17 protein-coding genes are annotated in these 22,115 nt (G+C 45.6%); 7 read left to right on the top strand and 10 right to left on the bottom strand.

Going from position 1 to position 22,115, the window contains the following annotated elements; translation table 11 throughout:
* Position 1 precedes the first annotated feature (1 nt).
* Both fabG and JHD44_RS06485 read left to right on the top strand, forming a co-directional pair.
* On the top strand, positions 2-727 hold the full coding sequence (fabG, locus tag JHD44_RS06490; protein ID WP_199461956.1) for a 3-oxoacyl-ACP reductase FabG: 726 nt from the start codon (positions 2-4) through the stop codon (positions 725-727).
* On the top strand, positions 727-1,950 hold the full coding sequence (locus JHD44_RS06485) for a beta-ketoacyl-ACP synthase (protein WP_199461955.1): 1,224 nt from the start codon (positions 727-729) through the stop codon (positions 1,948-1,950). Before fabG ends, JHD44_RS06485 begins: the two co-directional genes overlap by 1 nt.
* A 61-nt stretch (positions 1,951-2,011) precedes the next feature.
* Here JHD44_RS06485 and JHD44_RS06480 read toward each other — a convergent pair whose 3' ends face one another.
* Positions 2,012-2,665 (bottom strand): glutathione S-transferase family protein, encoded by a 654-nt coding sequence (locus tag JHD44_RS06480; protein ID WP_199461954.1) that lies wholly within the window; start codon positions 2,663-2,665, stop codon positions 2,012-2,014.
* 116 nt (positions 2,666-2,781) lie between these two features.
* Here JHD44_RS06480 and JHD44_RS06475 point away from each other — a divergent pair, with 116 nt between their 5' ends.
* On the top strand, positions 2,782-3,660 hold the full coding sequence (locus JHD44_RS06475; RefSeq protein ID WP_199461953.1) for a LysR family transcriptional regulator: 879 nt from the start codon (positions 2,782-2,784) through the stop codon (positions 3,658-3,660).
* Here the strand turns inward: JHD44_RS06475 and JHD44_RS06470 are convergent.
* Positions 3,632-4,525 carry a LysR family transcriptional regulator gene (locus JHD44_RS06470; RefSeq protein ID WP_199461952.1) on the bottom strand — a complete coding sequence of 298 codons (894 nt, stop codon included), beginning with the start codon at positions 4,523-4,525 and terminating at the stop codon, positions 3,632-3,634. The genes JHD44_RS06475 and JHD44_RS06470 overlap by 29 nt on opposite strands.
* Positions 4,526-4,636: 111 nt before the next feature.
* On the opposite strand from JHD44_RS06470, the gene JHD44_RS06465 reads away from it, so the two are divergent.
* The 3 genes from JHD44_RS06465 to JHD44_RS06455 all read left to right on the top strand — a co-directional run bounded on the left by JHD44_RS06465 (position 4,637) and on the right by JHD44_RS06455 (position 8,631).
* Positions 4,637-5,362, top strand: coding sequence for a sulfite exporter TauE/SafE family protein (locus tag JHD44_RS06465; RefSeq protein WP_199461951.1), 726 nt, complete (start codon positions 4,637-4,639; stop codon positions 5,360-5,362).
* 346 nt (positions 5,363-5,708) lie between these two features.
* Positions 5,709-7,076, top strand: a complete 1,368-nt coding sequence (locus JHD44_RS06460) for a hypothetical protein (protein WP_199461950.1) — start codon at positions 5,709-5,711, stop codon at positions 7,074-7,076.
* Between the two features lie 211 nt (positions 7,077-7,287).
* Positions 7,288-8,631: a PPC domain-containing protein gene (locus JHD44_RS06455; RefSeq protein ID WP_199461949.1), complete on the top strand. Its 1,344-nt coding sequence runs from the start codon at positions 7,288-7,290 to the stop codon at positions 8,629-8,631.
* A 62-nt stretch (positions 8,632-8,693) separates the two neighbouring features.
* On the opposite strand, the gene rarD is transcribed toward JHD44_RS06455, so the two are convergent.
* The 4 genes from rarD to JHD44_RS06435 form a co-directional block, all read right to left on the bottom strand.
* On the bottom strand, positions 8,694-9,596 hold the full coding sequence (gene rarD / locus JHD44_RS06450) for an EamA family transporter RarD (protein WP_199461948.1): 903 nt from the start codon (positions 9,594-9,596) through the stop codon (positions 8,694-8,696).
* Positions 9,597-9,713: 117 nt separating this feature from the next.
* Positions 9,714-12,068, bottom strand: coding sequence for an ATP-binding protein (locus tag JHD44_RS06445; protein ID WP_199461947.1), 2,355 nt, complete (start codon positions 12,066-12,068; stop codon positions 9,714-9,716).
* Between the two features lies 1 nt (position 12,069).
* On the bottom strand, positions 12,070-12,897 hold the full coding sequence (locus JHD44_RS06440; RefSeq protein WP_199461946.1) for a substrate-binding periplasmic protein: 828 nt from the start codon (positions 12,895-12,897) through the stop codon (positions 12,070-12,072).
* 32 nt (positions 12,898-12,929) lie between these two features.
* Positions 12,930-13,661 carry a response regulator gene (locus JHD44_RS06435; RefSeq protein ID WP_199461945.1) on the bottom strand — a complete coding sequence of 244 codons (732 nt, stop codon included), beginning with the start codon at positions 13,659-13,661 and terminating at the stop codon, positions 12,930-12,932.
* A gap of 724 nt (positions 13,662-14,385) precedes the next feature.
* Between JHD44_RS06435 and nhaC the strand changes: the two genes are divergently transcribed.
* Positions 14,386-15,906, top strand: a complete 1,521-nt coding sequence (gene nhaC, locus JHD44_RS06430; protein ID WP_199461944.1) for a Na+/H+ antiporter NhaC — start codon at positions 14,386-14,388, stop codon at positions 15,904-15,906.
* Between the two features lie 101 nt (positions 15,907-16,007).
* On the opposite strand, the gene JHD44_RS06425 is transcribed toward nhaC, so the two are convergent.
* The 4 genes from JHD44_RS06425 to JHD44_RS06410 all read right to left on the bottom strand — a co-directional run bounded on the left by JHD44_RS06425 (position 16,008) and on the right by JHD44_RS06410 (position 22,082).
* Positions 16,008-17,324: a Na+/H+ antiporter NhaC family protein gene (locus JHD44_RS06425; protein WP_199461943.1), complete on the bottom strand. Its 1,317-nt coding sequence runs from the start codon at positions 17,322-17,324 to the stop codon at positions 16,008-16,010.
* A gap of 223 nt (positions 17,325-17,547) precedes the next feature.
* On the bottom strand, positions 17,548-19,884 hold the full coding sequence (locus JHD44_RS06420) for a glucose/quinate/shikimate family membrane-bound PQQ-dependent dehydrogenase (protein ID WP_199461942.1): 2,337 nt from the start codon (positions 19,882-19,884) through the stop codon (positions 17,548-17,550).
* Positions 19,885-20,143: 259 nt separating this feature from the next.
* Entirely contained in the window at positions 20,144-21,277 is a 1,134-nt protein-coding gene (locus tag JHD44_RS06415; protein ID WP_199461941.1) for a DUF5666 domain-containing protein, read from the bottom strand.
* Entirely contained in the window at positions 21,270-22,082 is an 813-nt protein-coding gene (locus JHD44_RS06410) for a DUF6502 family protein (RefSeq protein WP_199461940.1), read from the bottom strand. Before JHD44_RS06410 ends, JHD44_RS06415 begins: the two co-directional genes overlap by 8 nt.
* Between the last annotated feature and the right edge of the window lie 33 nt (positions 22,083-22,115).

Genomic DNA, 22,115 nt, shown 5'->3' with positions numbered 1-22,115 from the left:
CGTGAGTAATACAGTTTTAGTGACGGGATCGAGTCGAGGCATCGGTAAAGCTATCGCTCTACGACTAGCAAAAGATGGCTACGATATTGTGTTGCATTGTCGAAGTAATTTGACGGAAGCGGAACAAGTGGCTAAAGAAATCAAAGCCATGGGGAAAAACGCTCGTATTCTTCAATTCGATATCAGTGACCGTGAGCTCGCTTGCCAAACCCTTGAGCAAGACATGGAAGAGCACGGTGCTTATTACGGTGTTGTGTGCAATGCTGGAATCGCTCGTGACAATGCATTCCCAGCTATTCCAGGTCATGAATGGGACGAAGTATTACGTACCAACCTTGATGGGTTTTATAATGTTCTACATCCCGTCTCGATGCCTATGATTCGTCGCCGTCAACCTGGACGTATTGTGACCCTATCTTCTGTGTCAGGTGAAATGGGTAACCGTGGACAAGTCAATTACAGTGCTGCTAAGGCGGGTATTATCGGTGCAACTAAAGCTTTAGCAGTAGAGCTTGCAAAGCGTAAGATCACAGTAAATTGTGTTGCACCAGGCTTTATCGAAACCGATATGACCAATGATCTAATGGTTGAAGAAGCGCTAAAAATGATTCCTATGCAACGTGCTGGCTCCACTGATGAAGTTGCAGGAACAGTGAGTTTTTTAATGTCTGAAGATGCGGCCTACATCACACGCCAAGTCATCTCTGTAAACGGCGGTATGTTCTAATGAAACGAGTGGTTGTAACAGGAATGGCAGGCCTTTCCCCAATCGGCAATGACTGGCCTACCGTAGAGAGAAACCTAAGAACCCAAAAAACAGGCATCGTGCGCATGCAAGACTGGGAGAAATACGACGGTCTTAATACTCGCCTTGCGGGTCCTGTTATGGATTTCTCTATGCCAAAGCATTACACCCGCAAGCACTTACGTAGCATGGGACGAGTGGCACAAATGGCGGTTTACAGTACAGAGCTTGCATTACAAGACGCAGGCCTGCTTGACTCAAAATTACTCTCCAGCGGCCAAATGGGGGTTGCATTTGGTTCCTCTGCAGGTGATACCCGTTCATTTATTGACTTTGGCAACATGCTGACCAATAACTCAGCGGACGGTCTGAATGCTAATTCATACATTAAAATGATGGCACATACTGCACCGGTTAATATCGGTGTTTACTTTGGTCTAAAAGGCCGAGTATTAACCACATCAAGCGCCTGCACTTCCGGCAGTCAAGGGATAGGACTCGCCTACGAAGCCATCAAATACGGCATGCAAACCGCTATGGTTGCTGGTGGTAGTGAAGGGCTTTGTGCTACTGAAGCTGCTGTATTTGACACACTTTATGCAACCAGCACAAAGAATGACACACCTGAGCTCACGCCACGCCCATTTGACCGTGATCGCGACGGCCTAGTCATTGGAGAAGGCAGTGGTACTTTAATACTTGAAGAATACGAACACGCTAAAGCACGTGGAGCAAAAATCTACGCAGAGATTGTCGGCTTTGGCACCAACTCTGATGGCAGCCATGTAACCCAACCCAATGCGGATACCATGGCAGAAGCCATTCGAATGGCACTAGCCGATGCTCAACTAGACAAATCTCAAATTGGCTATATCAACGCTCATGGCACAGCGACAGATCGTGGTGATATCGCAGAAACAAATGCTACTGAGGCGGTTATGGGCTCAAACACTCCGATCAGCTCCATGAAAAGCTATACCGGTCATACCTTAGGTGCTTGTGGTGCATTAGAAGCGTGGTGGTCCATTGAGATGATGCGCAACAATTGGTTTTGTCCAACCGTTAACCTTGATCATGTCGATGAAGCTTGTGGCAAACTGGACTACATTATGCACGAAGGTCGTTCAATCGAGACCGATTACATTATGAGTAATAATTTTGCCTTCGGCGGAATCAACACCTCGTTGATCATTAAACGTTACTAGGAGTAACCCTAAAAGCCTCATAAGCACCTGTTTATGAGGCTGACTGAAGGTGTAGCGCTAGTTAAACCGGCTCACCCGCTTCGTCTTCTTCGACGATATCGGTTTCAGTCAAAGCATCCGCTAACCACTCTTGCATCGCAGGGTGGTTAAGCATCGCTTGATGATAGTCTTTAGCGACGCCTTCTAACTCAATGCCGTAGGTCACAAAGCGGAAGGCAACCGGCGCAAAAAACGCGTCAGCCAAGCTGAACTCGCCGAACAAATAGGGACCTTGGTCTTGATGCTGCGATCTCAGGCTTTCCCAAAGGTGGCAGATGTTTTCGAGATCTTGTTGTGCTCTTTGGGACAGTTCGATCTTGCGTTTCGCACGACAATTCATCGGCATTTCATTGCGTAAGGCACTGTAACCACTGTGCATTTCAGCCACCACTGAACGCGCTAAGGCGCGCTTTTTTACCTCAGCAGGCCAGCCTTTTCCAGATAAATAGGTCTCATTGACGTACTCAGCAATCGCCAAGGAATCCCACACACTTAAGTCGCCATCTACCAACACTGGCACCTTCTGCACAGGACTATACAAAGATAAGGTGTTGTAAAAGTCTTCTGTGAAAAGCGATAGCTTGATTTCCTCAAATGGGACGTCGAACGCTTTCAGCGCCAGCCAACCGCGTAGGGACCATGACGAATAATTTTTGTTGGCAATGATCAGTTTCATGTGGGCAATTCCTTAGCAAATGATGAGAAGAGATTTGATTGTGAGCCCTTGCTATTCATTTGACTAACGAATAGTTTTAATGAATTACTTTCGTTTTTCTAATGAATGGACAACCCATGGATATTGATGCATTACGCAGTTTTGTCGCCTTTGTCGATACTGGCAGTTTCACACGAGCCGCCATGCAAACCTATCGTTCGCAAAGTGCGATCAGTATGCAGATGAAGAAGCTCGAAGAGGAAACTGGCCAAGCGTTATTTTCTAAAAGTGGCCGCAACGTTGCTCTTACAGAGCGGGGCCAAGAACTGGTGAGTTATGCACGGCGAATCTTATCGCTGCACGATGAAGCCATTAGCCACTTCAAACACTCTGTGCAGCATCGCCCTTTGATCATTGGTTGTCCTGATGATTATGCGGAATCCGTACTACCTGATGTGATCGCTTTGATTCGCCAGAAACTGCCACATCAAACCTTGAAGATTGTCTGTGACTGTAGCACTCAGCTACGTTTACTGATGGACCAAGGCAAAGTAGACGTTGCCATTTTAACGCGCGCTCCCGATGCCGAAGAAGGCTATTTGTTAAAGCATGACAAAGGCGTCTGGGTACATGGAGGCCAAGATATGAAGGTGACACCACTGCCACTGGTGTTGTATGAACCCGATTGTAAATTTCACAGTGCCGCTATCGACGGCATGGAGAAACAAGCGCGCGCTTACACCCTAATGGCCAGCTCCTCCAGTGCAACCGCGATCAAGAGTATACTTAAGCGCGGCATTGGGGTCAGTGCCATGGCGGTCTCAAGTGCGTCTTCAGGCTTGACGATTCTCCAAGATCATACATTGCCGCCCTTACCTGCAGTGGATATTGTTTTGTCAGTGGCACCTGTTCCTCATCCAGCCTTTGGCGCGCATTTAGCTGCCATCATCAGTACAGCATTTCAGCAAGAAGCCTTAACCCCTAAGACTACAGAGATGGTTTTAGCGCCGCTTTAACAAAGCGCCAAAATGCATTAGCTTCATGACTCAGTGTTTGATTGCGTAGACGAATCATAAAAAGAGGGAACTGACTGTGGGAGCTAAAGTTCTCGACATCCATACGCACCAGACGTCCCTCTTCTAAGGAGTCTTTGATCATGTAGTTGGGCATACGTGCCCAGCCCATTCCCGCTTGAACCAAGGTCTTTTTCGCTTGGAAATCGTTCACATGCCAGCGCTTCCCAGTTGGCAGAATAAAACGGTGCTCTTGATCTTCCGCCGTTCGACTGACTAGAATCTGGGGTAATGAGTAGAGCGCTTGTTGCTTCACCTTCTGAGCTCCTGCTTGAAGCTCGGGCAGCAATTCAGGGTGAACAACACAGGTCATTTCTAATTTTCCTACTTCGACGAACACATGGCGATCATCTAGGCCATAACTTGGCCCGATTGCAATGTCTGACTTGTCTTTAATAAGATGTTCTTGCACGCCGTTTAAGTGGTCGGTTGTCAGCTCAAGGGCGATATTAGGGTGCGCTTCTTCGAAGGCTTTTAATAGCTGCACAATGGGTTCAGTCAAACTCATTTGACTGATACACAGTCTGAGCGGCTGCTGCTCTTCTCCTTGGGCGAGGTGGTGTCCTAAATGCTCAAGTTGATTCACCTGCAACAACAGCTTCTTACTTTGTTTAAAAAATGCATTGCCCTGAGCAGTCAGCGTCGGGCGATAACTATCACGATCCAACAACACAATACCATACTGCTCTTCCAACGCTTTAACAGCGGCACTAATGCTGGGCTGCGTTTTATGAATGGCCTCCGCTGCCGCACGAAAGCTACCACTTTCTACTACAGCGATAAACGCTCTTAGCTGATCCAATTTCATGATTTGTTTTTCCTTTCATGACAATCAAAAAATGAAATTATTTTTATTTCATTATTGACGCTATTCTATGGCCAATCAAGTAACACTTTCGAATCAACAAGGGGGACCATTGTGACAACCGCATTAGTGGTGATGTTTATCGCTGGTTTAATCACCGGCTTCTCTAAATTCTCAGTCGGCGGCATGGGGCTGCTGGTATTACCAATCGTCATGATTGCCTTTCCAGGCCCCGAGTCACTTGGGGTGCTGTTACCGCTTTATATCATTACCGACATCATGGCCGTTTACAGTTACCGAAAACATATTTCTTGGCCTGTTCTGGCGCGCTTCTTACCTTTAGGTTTCTTGGGGGTGTTTGTCGGAGCTCAGTTGCTATCAGGCATTAATGCCGATCAATTCGTCGCTTTGTTGGGTGGCATCATCATTGCCATGATTGCACTGGGCTTCTATTTGGATGCACGTCCAGCGACCTTTATGCAAAAGCCGATTACCGCCTACTCTATGGGGTTTGCTGGTGGTTTAGTCAGTATGATCGCCAACGCTGCTGGACCATTGTTCAGCTTATTCTTGCTCGAACAAAAGCTCAGTAAAGATAGCTATGTCAGCACCAGAGCCTGGGGCTTCTTTATCATCAACCTTGTGAAATTGCCTATGTATCTGAGCCTTGGTTTGCTGACACAAGAAAGCCTTACTATCAGTACCTACGCCATACCAGGACTACTCGTTGGCGCTTTTATCGGCTATCACTTTTTGAAGCACGTTAAACCCGTTCACTTTAAATGGTTGATTCGAATTATGTCGACCCTCGCAGCAATGAAGCTGATGTTGTTTTCTTAAAGATTGTATCAAGCATTGCGATGAGTAAAGTCGTAGTGCTTGCAATATCTATCCAACTCAAACCTATTTAAGAATCACTCTCAAGTATAATTATTCAGCATGAAAGAGAAATGAGGCAGATCTAGAATCCTAAATAAATATATAAATCATAAACTTAAATAACATAAATTTAATAACAGTGGATTTACATTGACTCTTTTCATACGTAAATTTTTATATTCTAGCTTTTCCGAACCTTAACAATCACCTGACACCCACTTGAAAAAGAATCCTCTACCTTGGATGGCGTGCAAGCAAATAACTTAACGCTTAGCACTCTGAAACCAAACTTAGGACGGAGGTCTTCATGAAATCTGAAAAGCAATTTTCGAATCAGGGCAATGCTTTTGGCACTATTACACAAGGTAATTTGAGTACACCGGAATCTATACTCACTAACCTATATCAACAAAATCTTACTTCAGATGGTGTTGCCCAGATTCTTGATAGCTTACCGCCTGGTCAAATTGTGCGTTACTTTGCACAAAATGGACTGGAGGCATTATTCGAGCAACAGGAAGAAACGACCGAAGACAATTATGGTAGCAACGCGACAACACTAGATCTCGATACAGCTCTCGAAGCGAGTATTGGTACCGAAATGGAGAATGACCTTTACTCTATCGAACTAGAAGAAGGTGTTACTTATACCCTTAACGTCAGCAGCGATGAGCTTTCTTCAACTCACCTTGTATTACGTGATGAGACTGGTGCACGCATTGCAAGTGACTTCCAAGAAGATGGGGAAGACAGCACTACCATCAGCTTTACCGCCCCCATATCAGCTACTTACTATCTAGATCTCTCCGACCTTGAAGACGATGCTTCAGGCACTTATAACATCAGTGTATCTACCCAGGAGGACGAGGAGACTGAAGTAGAAACAGGCGATAACTCTTCTGAAGAAGAGGCCAATTCAGACGAATCGGTATCAGACTCTGTTGCTGACGGAGAAGAGTCATCAGCTGACAATGATGAAAGTGAACCTAGCTCCGACAGTGAGGGAGAAGAGTCTGACATGGAAGAAGACAATACCTCAAACCAAGATGTCTCGGAGACCACTGATGAAGAAGATGCTTCAGTGACAGAAAACGATGAGGAAACGGAAGTCACAGAAGAAGGTTCTTCTGAAGACAACAGCACCAATCAAGACGATTCTGAGACTACAACAGAGGAAACAACAGATGACAGCTCAGAATCTGAAACAGCTGATGATTCAATAGCGGTAGAGGAAGATAGCTCTGAAACAACGACTGAGAACACTGAAACCTCAGAAGATGGCCTCAATACAGAAGACACCGTGTCGCTCCCCGAACTGAACGATGACGACATTTCCGCAGACATCTTCACAACAAGTTTATTAGATGTCGGTAGCACGGTTGAAAGCTCAATCGACTTTGCAGGGGATGATGACTGGTTCGCCGCCTCTTTCGAAGCTGGGGTAACGTACGATTTCACATTAGAAAGTGAATCCGACACAGCTCAACTTACGATCATGGATAGCGAAGGAACACTAGTATCTTCATTTGAAAATACAAGTGAAGACGAAGGTTTATCATTTACCGCCGAAGAATCAGCTACGTACTTTATCAGTGCATCAGATGCCGATTCAGGGGCCACTGAAGACTATTTGATTGGTGTCCAGCAACAGAGTGAAAGCGATATAATTGCTTGATAATTAAAGGGTAATAGTAAATTAAAAAGCCAGCGCTCTTTGCTGGCTTTTTTTTGTCATTAGCGCTTAACATCCATGTGCACAATTATTGCTTAATACTGTAGCATGACGTAAAACACATTTTTTGTGTAAATTTTTCCCACTTTAATAAATTGTTGTGCTATGTTTGGTTTGTAGACGAGCTTTTTTACCTAGTTACAAGGAGATTCCCGTGAAAGCATCTCAACATTTATCCTCATACAACATAAGCATGAACGATGCTCGTTCATTCGTAACAAGTAATGTGAATAACTTAAGTTATCTTATCAGCGTTTGTTCTCAGTTTGGCGTCACAAATGAGATGCTCGCGGAAATCTATGGCGATATCCCACGCGGATTAGTTGTTCGCTATTTCGCAAAATACGGTATCAACAGTCTTTACCTTGATGATGCTGATTACGATACGGAAGATGAAGATAGCGATGAAAGTGATTACGGTCTTGATGCTGAAGCACTGACATTGAATGTTGAAACAGCTGATGACATCGAAGAACGTTCAGACAGCAACCTTTACTCTATTGAACTGGAAGCGGGTGTTACTTATACCATTACCCTAGCAAGCGATGAGCTTTCAACAGCTTATCTTGTTCTTCGTGACGCAAACGGAGATAAGCTAGAAAGTGATGTTCAAAGTAGTGGTGAAGACGAGGCAACGCTGACGTTCACTGCTGATGAGTCTGGCACATACTTTATTGATGTATCAGATTTACGCGACATATCTACAGGTGAGTTCACCTTAATCGTTGAAGGCGAAGAAAGTAGCTATGATGACGATTATGCAGGTAGCACTGCAACTGAAGGTAGTCTTGACGCTGGTGATACAATCATTGCTGAAATAGAAGAGTATGGTGACACTGACTGGTTTGCTGTTGAAGTTACTGCAGGTGATACTTACACCTTCACATTAAGCACCGATGACCTTGAAACGCCTTACTTAGTATTGCGTGACGCCGATGGTGAAGCCATTGACGAAGCTTTCAACATCACTGGTGAAGACATTGTTATCACCTACACCGCAACAGAAGATGAGACTTTTTACATCGATGCGTCGGATCTAGCAAGCGACTCTACTGGTAGTTACCTTATTTCACTTGAAAGTGATGCTGAGCCAGTTGTTGATGAAGAAACGACTGAAGAGACCGAGGAAGTAACGACAGAAGACAGCACTGAGGATGATTACAGTGCTGACATTCTCACAACAGGTCTAATCGATGTTGACAGCACCGCGACCGGTAACATCGAAACCGAAGGCGACGCTGATTGGTTTGCGATTAGCCTAGTTGCTGACACAACATATGAAATTACTATGACCAGTGATGAACTATCACTTGAAACGGTTACTGTATTTGATTCTGAAGGCCTAGAAGAAGCAAGTGCAACCCGCACTTTGACTGAATCTGGTGCGTCGTTGACGTTTACTGCTTCAGAAACCGGTACGTACTACATTGAGGCTTCTCAAGACCTTGATAGCGAAACAGGTGCTTACCTAATCGGTGTACAAGAAGTCCTTAGCTAAAACCTAAGGCTCTTCTTGTTACCAAACTTGTCCATACATTGGCCAGCGCAAGCTGGCCTTTTTTATGCAGCGGGCGCAATCGCGTCTGGACGCTTGCGGAGCTTTCGTAACGAGTCCAACATAAGAATCAGTAAAGCGCTCCAAATTAAACCGAAGGTAATCAGTTTCTCGCTACCAAAGGTTTCTCCGTACACGAAAACCGCCAAGAGAAAAATGCCACTTGGGGCGATATATTGGAAGAAACCAAGTGTGACCAGACTAACGCGATTGGCCGCTGCAGCAAACAACATAAGTGGCACCATCGTGATCGGACCCGCTGCAAATAAGAGGATATTTAAGCCCATATCGTTATTAAACATGTTGCTCTGGGGGTCACTCGACCAAAGCAGCTGTAGCGCCGCAAACGGCAGCATGAGCCCGGTTTCCAGCGCCATGCCCGTGAAACTGTCTACCGCTAATTTCTTGCGCACCAAGCCATAAAAACCAAAGCTAAAAGCAAGTACCAAGGTAATCCAAGGCAGGCGGCCAAATTGAATGATTTCAAAGACAACCGCCATCACACATAATGCAGCGGCCAATTTGCGCAGACGGTCTAACTTATCCTGAAAAAAGACCATACCAATGATGATACTCACCAAAGGGTTAATGTAATAACCAAGGCTTGCGCTGAGCATTTGATCGCTGTTAACGGCATAAATGAACGTGCCCCAGTTAGCAGCGATTAATGCGGTAGAGGCACATAAAGCCAATAGTTTTTTAGGGGACTTTATAACATTGAATAGCACACTCAATTTGCCCATCGCCGCAATCAGCAATACCACGATCACACATGACCAAATAACGCGATGCGCCAGTATGTCTAGTGCCCCAATTCCAGATACGGCTTTGAAATAGATCGGCGCAATGGCCCACCATACGTAAGCAGTGAGTCCGTAAAAAATACCCGTTTTTGTTGACTGATCCATGATGCATTCTTCTTATAGTACATCTGGGTTCCACTACCCAGAGGACCCATGACTATAATCGCTTCTTGTCGACAAAAACGTTACTTAAACCACTTTGCACGAAGTTTGCACAAACGGTCAACTTGAGTGGGAATCAAAAACCTGACGATAGGCATCAGACGTGGCTTGATAAACCTGCAAGAGCGATACGATATCTTGCTCATAGTCACGATTTGCCCCTTCACTAGACAGTACCTCGATGGTTCGCAATGTCTGAGCTACCGCTTGCGCGCCAACTGCATCGGCATCACCCGCCAAACGGTGAGCAATTTCCGCTAATTCGTAATGGTCTTTCTCAATGTTCATTTGCTTAAGTTCTTCGATCCCTTGGTCAAGAGCACGTTCAAAAGACTGCACGAGATGACTTAAACGCTGCTTACCTAGAGCAGTAAAATGAGAGCGAATCAGCGCCATATCCAAGATGTCATCCGTAGCATTCGAAGTGCTCAGGGTCGTATCATCTGTTGTTTGAGCACGCATTACTTGATGCAACACATCGCGACTAAAAGGCTTAGGAATCACCGCCCAAATGCCAGCATCGTGGCACTTTTTCACATTACTCGGTTGAACATTAGCAGTCAGAGCGACCATCGGTGTAAGAACATTTAAACCCGCATCCGCCCGAATCCGCGCGGCAACCTCTAAACCACTCATGCCAGGTAGATGAATGTCCAAAAGTATTAGGTCGAATGTTTCCTTTGTCGCCCATGTTAACGCCTCAGGGCCATCTTTTGCTAACGTCACACCATGACCATCTTGCTGGAGCAATTCCATTGTCACAGCCTGATTAATCGGCGTATCTTCAACCAACAGAATATTCATAGATGCCAGCGGCACATCTTCATCAAGAGGTGCTTGATGAGACATCACGGGGAACGTATCAATGGCAGCAAGCGGAACGTAGAACCAGAAAACACTGCCTTGCCCTACGGTGCTTTCAACACCAATTTCACCATCCAATAGTCGAACTAATTGAGCGGTGATCGCAAGACCTAGCCCCGTTCCACCAAAGCGCCTTGTAATGCTGTCATCCGCTTGACTAAAGCGCTCAAAGATATGAGCGAGATAGGTCTCAGGAATACCAATACCGGTATCCTCTATTTCAAATAGAACCCCAGAGGAATGATCGGGATCTTCATTACTAGGAAGCACGTTGATGACAACTCTTCCTCGCTCGGTAAACTTAATCGCATTAGACACCAAATTCGATAAAATTTGGCGTACCGCACCAGCTCCACCTTGATAAAACTCATCTAATTCATCGCTAATATGAACTTCTATTTGAGTACCTTGACCCTCTGCTTGAGCTGAGAATAGCAAACACGTCGAGTTCACTAACTCTTGTATCGAGAATGGTAAAATTTCGGGGCTATACATCCCCTCCTCTAAGCGTGCGTAGTCTAATAAACCATTTAGTATTTCCAGCAGCGCTTCACCTGATTGATAAATAGCGGCTAGCTTTTCTTGGCTATCTTGCGGTTGTGGAGCACGTTGCAAGAGCTCAACCATACCTAAAATACCGTTAAGAGGCGTTTTAATCTCATGACTCATCGTTGCCAAAAACTGACTTTTGGCAACATTGGCTTCTTCTGCGGCTTCTTTTGCATGTTGTAGACGCTGTGTTCTTCGCTGCACTTGCTCTTGTAGCTGATCTCGGTGGAAACGTAGTTCTGCTTCGATTCGGTCTTTCTGCTTGATATCCGCTAAAATGGCTTCGCGCATATCGTTCATCGCGTTTACAACAGCGTCAATTTCATCCTCTTGCTCAAGCTTTGTTTTGTGAGGTAAGACCAGTTTTAGCTTTAAGTTCCCTGCACCGATAGATCGAGTATAGCTCGACATATACTCCAAATGGCGTGTCACCATGAAGTGCACTATAAGCAAAAGCACTAACCCATTTATCAGAACTAACACGCTTTGAAATAAGGCAATTTCAATGGCTGAACGTAACAGGCGAGACTGTATAGCCGCCATATCATGATAAACAGTCAATTCACCTAACAGGCGGTCGGTTTGCAGCCCTTGACGATCGATATAGTAAATCGCAAATGTTGTACCATAATCTGATGAAACTTGCTTAGGAGGATGTCCGACAACAATGTCATCCTGCCAATCTTCAGAATGTAATGTCACCGCACTGACATTCGAAAAGTTCATAATGCCTTTTAATTGCAACAACAATTGTTCGCTGTCTAAGTCCCATAATCCTTTGCGAATCCCTTCAATATGGGAAGATGTGATGTAGTCTGTTTGCTGCTGCATGGCCGCACGTTCACGGCGATATTCATTGTATACCTGAATACTGGTAGAAATCAGGGCCAGTAACAGGCTAAGAGACAACAGTTTAATAAAAATACGATACGCAAGTGGTCGATTCTGTTTATATCGAACCAAGCGAGAAAACAAGGACAAGCGAGGCGCTGTGTGCAGCATATTATGGCGCTTCCTTTGATTGAGATTGCTCTGAGTCTAGATACAACGCTTGCTGCCTTTGCAGTAAACTGCGAATGAGTGCTGGAGACTTCAGGATTTGTCTTAAGCGTTCATTTAACTCTGGAAGCCAAGCATGTAACGGAGAGCGGTTTGAGACACCCACATACCAATAATCACTGACATCGGTAGCGGTATAGCCAATCCTGCCTTGTAAACCTAGGGAAGCAATTTGTAATTGACCTGAAAGTTTCCCCATTGGCACTGCGTCCAAGCGCTTATCGGCCAGTTTCAATAAATTCTGGTTTTGAGTCGAAACTTGTTCCAAGACAGGATATCGACGTAACGCTTCATCAGGGCCATCCCCAAAACTATCGCCCATCAGCACACCAACCCTTAAGCCCGCTAAATCTTCCCATGAAGAAAACGACACTGGTGCGTCAACTGGGTAATACAAGTAAATCGACTCATTGATAACTGGCGTATCAAGGAAAGTCATGAAATTTTGCCTAGCTTCAGTCCTAAAGCCAGAAATAATATCGACATTGCCTAGTTCCACTTCTTTAAGACAGCGGCGCCAATTACTGTTTTGTTGATCGTCTACTTGCACTCCTAATGGTTGAAGCAGCGCTCTAATGACGGCAGCATTCACGCCTTGTACTTGACCATTAGGAGATACCCATGAAACTGGAGGATAAGCTGGTGTTCCACAGATGCGCACAGACAGCCCTTGTAAAGGCTGACGTATAGACAGCCCTTGTAAAGGCTGACGTATAGACAGTTGCTCACTTTGAGCAAAGGAGAGGCAACTGAGCCATAATACACTGGCCATCAGGAACGCATACTTGCCTACCCTTAAAAAGCTCACGCGATATCCGTGGTATGAGAAGGGCTCATTAGGTAACCAACACCATGCACGGTTATAATCAACGCTGGGCACTGAGGGTCTTCAGCAAGCTTGCGGCGAATACGACCGATGAGAACATCAATAGTACGGTCCGTTGCATTCCAAGTTCGATTCTTGATACGGTCCATTAACTGATCTCGCGTTAACGCCACCCCTTCATTTTCTAACAACGCAACGAGTAGCTGGAACTCGCCCTCTGTTAATTGACTGATACTTTTGTCAGATTTAATCAACACTCGACGAGCCGTATCGAGCTGCCAAGTACCTACTGTTTTTAGGGCTGGTTCTTCAACAGGCTTATGAATACTGCGCTGCTCACGAACACGACGGATTAAGTTCTTGCCACGTGCCAGAATTTCTCGAGGATTAAAGGGTTTACAAACATACTCATCGGCACCGCACTCTAATCCAATAATACGGTCAATTTCATCTTGTTTACCCGTGACAAGGATAATACCGACCTCAGAGCGTGTTCTTAACTCACGAGTCAGAGTCAAACCATCCTTGCCAGGCAAGCGAATATCCAACAGAACGAGATCAAACTCATTCTCGCTAAGCAACAGTTCAGCTGCCTCGGCGGTATCTGCCGTTGATACAGAGTATCCTTCCTCTGCAAAATAACTTTGTAGCATTTCTCGAGTGACGCTAGAGTCATCGACCACGAGAATTTGAATGTCAGACATTAACATAGGTTATGCACTTAAACGGTCAAGGGAAGATAGGTTGTTATTATCGTTGTCGCACTCATCGAGTGAATAATCGATCACCTTTGAAAGAACTATACCAAGTCAACGTCAAAAACATAAGAGAAGAAAACACGCTTGGAACACCCAACAGATTTAAACAAAATGTAAATGAAAACAAGCTTTATAAATAGCCGTTTATATATGACACCATTTTATTGATAGGTTGCGGCAAGCTTTTAAGATAATGAATTTTACGACCTACATTTCGTCAGTTTTAATCTTCAAATTGACAATCAGCATGACCTAAAATATTCCACCCTCTCTTAATTTGCTCCTTTTTAAAGCATTCTTTGATTCAATGAACGCTCTAGCTCATCTTCTTCAGGATTCATATCCAGCGTACTCGGTACATTTATCAACCAGCGGATACTTTTGGTGCGAGGCTTAAACATAAGAAAGGTAATAACATTCCAGCTGGCGGTCTTTCGCAATACGAAATCTCATCAATTCATTCTTAAAAGTGTTTCAAACCATATAAAAGCATCAAAATAAGCTCGAAAAAATGTCATAAACCTCTATTTCTTGCTTTCACATTGTTCATACAAGTTATTACGACTTGTTTGCGAATTAAACACTGCATCCTGTTAAAACGTTGTTATGAAAAAAGACGGCTGCTGTTTAACGTCTTTTTAAAAACAAAGACATTAAAAAGAAACAGGAACATACTATGGCGACAAACTCCTCACGTACGGCAAATATGCCAAGCTTAGGCTTAGCATTGCTTCCCGTTGTTCTGACGTTGGCTCTACTAGGCGTACAGATTTTTTACTTTGGTGATTTCACTCCACACATTCCTCTTGCCATCGGCCTGGCGATCACAGCTTTGGTCGGTATCAAACAAGGCTTGCGTTGGAAAGATATTGAAGAAGGCATTTTCCACGTTATCCATGTTTCCATGCCATCAGTGTCTGTACTGATTCTTGTCGGCATGATCGTTGGTGTATGGATCGCTTCAGGTACGGTTCCTACTCTGATTTACTATGGCTTAACCATTCTCTCTCCTGAGATTTTCCTAGCCGCAGCAATGATTCTATGTTCGGTAGTTTCTCTGTCGTTGGGTACGTCTTGGGGAACCGTTGGTACAGTGGGTCTAGCACTAATGGGTATCGGTGCAGGGTTTGAAATACCAATGTATTGGACTGCTGGCGCAGTGGTTTCGGGTGCTTTCTTTGGTGATAAAGTGTCACCGCTATCTGATACAACGAACCTTGCTCCTGCAGTGACAGGTACAGATGTGTTCTCTCACATCAAAAACATGATGCCAACAACCATTCCTTCTATGTTGATTGCCTTGGTCATCTACTTGGTTGCAGGCTTTACCTTGATTGATAGCGATAACGCATCATTCGAGCGTATCAATGCCATTACAACATCACTACAAAACAACTTTGAAATCTCTGCGTGGCTACTTCTTCCTGCATTAGTGGTTATCGTACTTGCAGTAAAACGCATGCCGCCGATTCCTTCTTTGTTCGCTGGTGTACTAACCGGTGCTGCCGTTGCCATGTTTACTCAAGGTGCAGGTGTACACGATGTACTAACGTATGCCAACAGCGGTTACTCCATTCAAACTAGCTCGGATGCTATCAACAGCCTACTTAACCGTGGCGGCATTCAATCTATGATGTGGACAATTTCTTTGATCCTGATCGCACTAGGTTTCGGTGGTGCACTAGAGAAAACACGTTGTCTTGAAGCGATTATTCGCGCCATCATGTCTAAAGTTGATTCATTCCGCGGTGTTCAGTCTTCTGCCACCCTTACATCGGTTGCTACTAACCTAGTCGCAGGCGACCCATACCTGTCTATCGCACTACCTGGTCGTATGTACGCACCGGTTTACCGTGGTATGAAGTACTCAACGTTGAACTTATCTCGCGCTATTGAAGAAGGCGGTACCTTGGTGTCTCCTTTGATTCCTTGGAACGCGGGCGGTGCCTTCGTTATCGGTGCACTAGGTCTAAGCATTGGTAATGGTAACTTCGAGAATTTACTCTACATTCCATTGGCATTCGCATGTTGGGTCTCACCAGTACTTGGCCTAATCTACGCTCAAATTGGAGCCTTCTCTCCTAAAGCCACTGCTGAAGAGCAAGAGCGTTGGGAAAAACAAGGCGAAGAGATTGCTGATTACGCAACAGGAACTGCGACTGATCAAAATGTATCAGGCGTTTACGCTGCTAAATAATCCTTCCCCCCTAAAGACTCTTGTTGCAGTTTAAACAAGCGTCTTACAAAAAAGCGCTTCTAGAAACTCTAGAAGCGCTTTTTACTTATTACTGCCTGCGTTTAATTCTTTCGGACTTTAGGCCAAGTCAGCACAATCGACAACACACCAACCACAGCGAGCACCCAGCTGTACTGTACGTGGCCGATCACTTCTAACGGCGATACTTTTGCCATTGAGGAAGCCAATAGGATTTGGGCCCCATAAGGAATTAAGCCCTGTACTACACAAGCAAAGATATCTAATAAACTGGCACTGCGACGCGGGTCAACGTTGTAACGGCTGGCAATGTCTTTTGCGACCGAACCATTAATCAGAATCGATACCGTGTTGTTTGCCGTACATAGGTTCGTCAAAGCGACTGACGCGCTAATACTGAACTCACCCGCTCGTTGAGAACCATCTTTTGCGCCCAAGGCACGGCTGATACGTTCAATGCTTTGAACGATCCAGTCCAAGCCGCCTTGAGATTTCATCAGTGCACCCAAACCACCGATCAACAGGGATAGGATCATGATTTCTTGCATACCAGTGTAACCGGCATAAATATCTTTGGACCAGTTCGCAACGCTGTAATCCATCATAGTGGCTAAGCCAACACCCCCGGCCAATACGATGCCAGTGAACAGCACCAACAGGACGTTAACACCTAAAATCGCCAACACTAACACGGCCACATACGGCAACACTCGCCATAAATCGTAATCGCCAACTTCACTAAGATGTGCTTCAGAGCCTTGGAAATATAACCAGATTAATACCAATACCGCAGCGGGTAGCGCGATCTTAAAGTTCATACGAAACTTGTCGCGCATGTCACAACCTTGAGTACGAGTAGCCGCAATGGTGGTATCGGAAATAATCGACAGGTTATCACCAAACATTGCACCACCGATCACGGCCCCAACGGTTGTCAGTAGAGGCAAATCTGTAGCCTCCGCGACCCCAATCGCAATGGGCGCAATCGCGGCGATGGTACCCATTGAGGTTCCCATCGACGTCGCTACAAAAGCGGTGATAATAAAGATGCCAGGTAAAATAAAGCTCGTAGGAATAATGCTTAAGCCAAAGTTCACCGTTGCATCAACACCACCAATGGATTTTGCCACGCTGGCAAAGGCACCGGCGAGCAAGTAGATCAACACCATAGTAATGATGGTCTGATCTCCAACGCCTTTCATGAAGGTATCAATACGTTTATTCAGCTCACCGCGACTTAGAAGAATCGCCAGAACTAAGGCAGGCAGAATCGCCACTGGTGCTTGAATTTGGTAAAAGGCAAAGTCGACGCCTTGGCTTTGATACCAAAGGCCGCTCCCAACGAAAAGAACTAAAAAGAGAAGCAATGGCAATAATGCCAAAGGAGTGGGTTTCGTCATGATTACTGATGTTTCCAGCTTATATTTAATTGGTTCGCAGCTTTTGGCCACTGTTGAGGCGGGCATAATAGAGAAACACTATTGGTATCTCCAATACTTTAATGGTCTTTCTACAAGCGGTTTCGTTATAACTTAAAAACCATTATTAAGTTAGAATCAAACATTTAAGTAATAAAAAGCTCGGCCTAGCCGAGCTTTTAGAATGACTCTTTAAGTAAAACAATTACTTGGCGAGTTTATAGGCAACAACATAATCACCGATAGTCGTTCCAATAGAGCCATGACCGCCAGCTACCTGAACCACCATTTGCTCACCTTGGCTGTTCATATAGGTCATTGGCGTAGCTTGTCCGCCTGCTGGTAGTCGAGCTTGCCATAATTGGGTACCCGTTTTGACATCGTAAGCACGCAGATAGTTATCAACACTAGCAGCCATAAAAGCGACGCCACTATCGGTGATAATCGGTCCACCAATGCCTGGCACACCCATTTTAATAGGCAGTTTTAGTGGCGTTAGATCTTCGATAGTGCCGTTTTTATGCTGCCAAGCCGTTTTACCAGTTTGCAAATCAACACCCGCTACATAACCCCAGGGCGGTTGCTGACAAGGTACACCGAGTGGCGATAAAAAGGGCCCCATTTCTACCGCGTAAGGAGCGCCTGCATTTTCGTTGACACCTTGCTCGCCTTGGTTGGTCGCACCAAGGTCTTGGCCACTTTTTGCCACCAACTTAGAGGTAAACGCTAGATAAAGCGGCATCCCAAACATGACTTGTCGTCTAGGATCGACCGCCACACTGCCCCAGTTGAAGACCCCGAAGTTACCCGGAAAAATGATCGAGCCATTTTCAGAAGGTGGCGTATAACGCCCTTCATAATCCAAGCTGTTGAACTCAATGCGACATAGCATTTGATCAATTGGCGTTGCGCCCCACATTTTCGCTTCGGTCAGTGGCTCGGGCTTAAACGTTACTGCCGAAGTCGGTTGCGTTGGCGCAGTGAAGTCCCCTGGAATAGCGCCTTGCGGAGCTGGTTCCTCCGTAATAGGGAAGATGGCTTCACCTGTAGCTCGATTCAGCACATAAACATCCCCTTGCTTGGTTGGCACTACCAAAGCAGGTTCAACCCCTTTATCTGTGTTGAGATCCAACAGCACGGGCTGAGCAGGGGTATCCATATCCCAAAGGTCGTGATGCACAAATTGCTGTACCCATTCCACCTGACCCGTTTCAAGATCTAGCGCCACCACCGAGGTCGCGTATTTTTCTTCCGCTGGAGTTCGATACATCCCCAACTGATCCGGAGTACGGTTACCCATCGGGAAATAAGCTAGACCCAATGCTTCATCGGCACTGGCCACAGACCAGCTGTTCGGAGAGCTGACGGCATAGGTTTCGCCTTCTCCAATCGGAGCCGTTTCGTCAGGGTTACCTGCGTCCCAATTCCACTGTAAGGTACCCGTTTTCGCATCGTAGGCACGAATGACACCCGATGGGGAATTAATATCGTAATTGTCATTCACTGACCCTGAGACGATGACATGACCACCCGCTACCAATGGGGGAGAAGTTGAGTAGTAATAACCTGATTGGGTATAAGGCATGTTATGCATCAAATCCAACACACCGTCGTCGGCAAAGTTTGCACAACGAGCCCCCGTTTTAGGGTCAACGGCAATCAAACGCGCATCAGAGGTTGGTAAGAAAAGCTGTGCATCACATTGCATGCTGGAGAGCGTTTCTGCAGGTTGTGTAGCAGGTTCAACGATATTCGTTGCTGTATCATTTTCTGGTGCTAAATAGGAAACCCCACGACAGGTTTGGTGTTGTCGCTGACTCTCTGCAGGCACTTTGGCGTCATAAACCCAAAGCTCTTTTCCTGTGTCTGCGTTCAGTGCGATTAACCAGTTATGCGGTGTACAGATATATAAAGCATTACCAATCTTAAGGGGCGTTGCTTCGTAAGTGGTTTCACCGACATCATTCGGACCTTTCAGGTCACCGGTTTGATATTCCCAAGCCAGCTCAAGATCAGTCACATTTTCGGTTGTGATTTGATTGGCCGGAGAAAAGCGCTGGCCTAAGTTAGTACGCCCATAAGCCTGCCATTCATCATCTTCCTGAAAACCAATGTCTGCCTTCGGTGACACTACTTTTTCGGCCATGGTGCCTTTCACGGCAGTAGGCTCATCCATTGCTAATGGGCTCAGAGTCACCACCGTACAAATGGCCCAAACAGGGAGTAATAAACGATTTACGGAAAGACGATTGCGAGCAAAGATCAACAACGGCAAGGCCAATACGAGCCATGCGCCCATGCGACTTGCCAGAGGCCACCAACTTAGTCCCGACTCCCACAAGGCCCATATCAATGTGCCTAACAGCAAAGCCGCATAGGACATATTGGCAAGCGTACGTCTCTTACGAAGCGTCATCGCAACGACCAGAAACACCACACCTGCGATCAAATAGTAAAGGCTACCATCCAGCGCCAACAACCAAATACCGCCGACTGTTAACACAATACCGATTACAAAAAACAGCACTGTTAAAAGTAACATGGCAATTCAGCTCTCCCTGAAGATTAAGGTTTTTGTTTAACAACTTCATTAGAGTTAAAACTATTTTCAGGAAAGTTGAAAGTGAATGAGGAGGTATCCCCGATTGTTAACAATTAGCCTAAAGTGTGCATTCATATATTAGTAATATACGATTTAAAATGAGGGGCAACTATACGAAACACATTCAAGATTGGATCAAAAAAACTTACAACTATAAATTTATTTACAAGAATTAATGCTGTGAGGAAGTCTCTAAGAATCACCTACCGGGGCCTCTAGGGCCGCCGCCTCGGCCGCCGCTTTCCGCTCGACCACCACCTGGTCCACCGCCACGATCTCCAGAGGCCCCGCCTCGATCCCCAGATGGTCCACTGCGATCACCAGAAGGACCACCTCTGTCATTATCTGGTGCAGACCTTCCGCCTTCTTCTGGTGAGGAAGCATTTGGACCTTCAAATGACGGACTATTCGACGACTTCATAGAAGGTTGGCTGAGCCCCTCCAAACTAGGTATAGAATCAGGGTCGACCGGCGCAGCTCTAGAGTCAAACTTTTCCGACTTTTGAAATGGTTCATTCCCTTTAGTACGTTTGAACATTCTCATTGACGCTTTAGCGTCTTTCATTTGTTGGACCGACAGCTCTTCTACTCGGTTACTGCCGCGCTCCAGATCAGGTCTTTCAATGATAAATCGGTCCACTTTATCAATAAAAGGTACAGTCTCACGCCCAATGAAGAACGGTCTATTTACCTCTTTTTGAATATCCCCTTTAAGGGTAATCCATTCTCCTTCTTCTGCGCTTAGAACCGCATCAGGCAAAGGAATCGCACCAACCACTAAGCTCTCATCTTTTGCAACAGAGACAGGCGCGTGTAATTGCCATTGATCAATAGCTCCCGCCGAAACCACATCTGTCGCATAAAGCATTCCTTGATAGAAATGTCCGCTGACCTTGACGGCTTCGCCCACTGAAACAGTTTCCAGCTCTTTTGCTAGGTTGTTAGCGGGAGTAACTTCCACGCCTTGTACAAGCCAATTTTGATCATCAGAAACCGCTTCCACCACACCAATGAGAGCATGCTGAACTTTGATGGATTGCGCCCACCATTGACCATCCTTTTGAGTGGCTAACACAGCAACTTGTTGTCCCAAACGAAGGTCGCCTTCCTTAGCCGATGCCCCATCAATAGTAATTAAGGTGCTGTCATCTAACTCAATCTCTAAGCCATTCACCCATATGCTGCCGAATTCGGAAATGGTACCTATTACGCCTGTACCCCCCAGACCTCGCTCTTCATCCGCATATTTCCCTGTTCCACCCATACCGCGATCTTCACCGGCCCAGATAACAAGTGAAACACATGCGATTAATAAGCTAAGCCACCTAAGCATCGCTCTGCTCCTGCTCTCGATAAAAGTATGTCCCTAATATAAAACGATGTTGGCCGCCACCATTGGCATCATCATGCTCCGCTAACTGCTGAGCTTTCTTATTCACACCCACCAACAGTTCTTGGCTGGCCTGACTAATATAGGCCTGCAGCTCATCAACAGACTCTTTCGAAAGTTGGTTGTAATAAACAGAACGCTCCGGGTAAAGGTCACCACTCCCTTGCAGGTTGTGATCACAGGCCGCAATATGGTTTGACGTATTTCTCGCGAAAAAGGCAATTTTTGTGGCAAGGTCATCGGTTGGGTATAGTGCAGATTGGTTTAATGCAAAACCGCTCTCTAACTCTTCAACTAACCCCCTCTCACGCCACTCATCCAATATGGTTCTTGCTCTGACGTCTTTGCTGACGCTACTAACCAGCTCTTCAAATGAGTTTGAGCCTTGTCGAGGCAAAACTTTTGGTTCACCGTGATCATCTAAAAATCGGCTATCCCCCAACCATAGACTGACCAAGCGCGCCGTCAAGGAAACCTTTTCTGGAATGGAATCTTCATCTTGTTCTTCTATGAACCGTTTCACATCTTTACGGTGAACACCACTCACTACGCTAATCCTGCTTAGCGTCACTTTTTCATTTTTTCTCGCTAACTCTTGTCGAACTTCTTCCACATAAACTCGTTTGAGCAATTCTAAAAATTCAGGATACGTCATGCCAAAGCGAACAACTAAATGCACCAAGGAGGACAAAACCTTTTTCAAAGCGGAAAGAAATGTTTTGTTGGATTGAAGAGAGGAGTCAGGCATATGCGCTCAATACTGGAATTAATTTATAAAAAG

Source organism: Marinomonas ostreistagni (assembly GCF_016461785.1).
GTDB classification, from domain to species: Bacteria; Pseudomonadota; Gammaproteobacteria; order Pseudomonadales; family Marinomonadaceae; genus Marinomonas; species Marinomonas ostreistagni_A.
The sequence above is the reverse complement of the archived record's forward strand: the minus strand, read 5'-3'. Positions and strand labels throughout refer to the sequence as shown.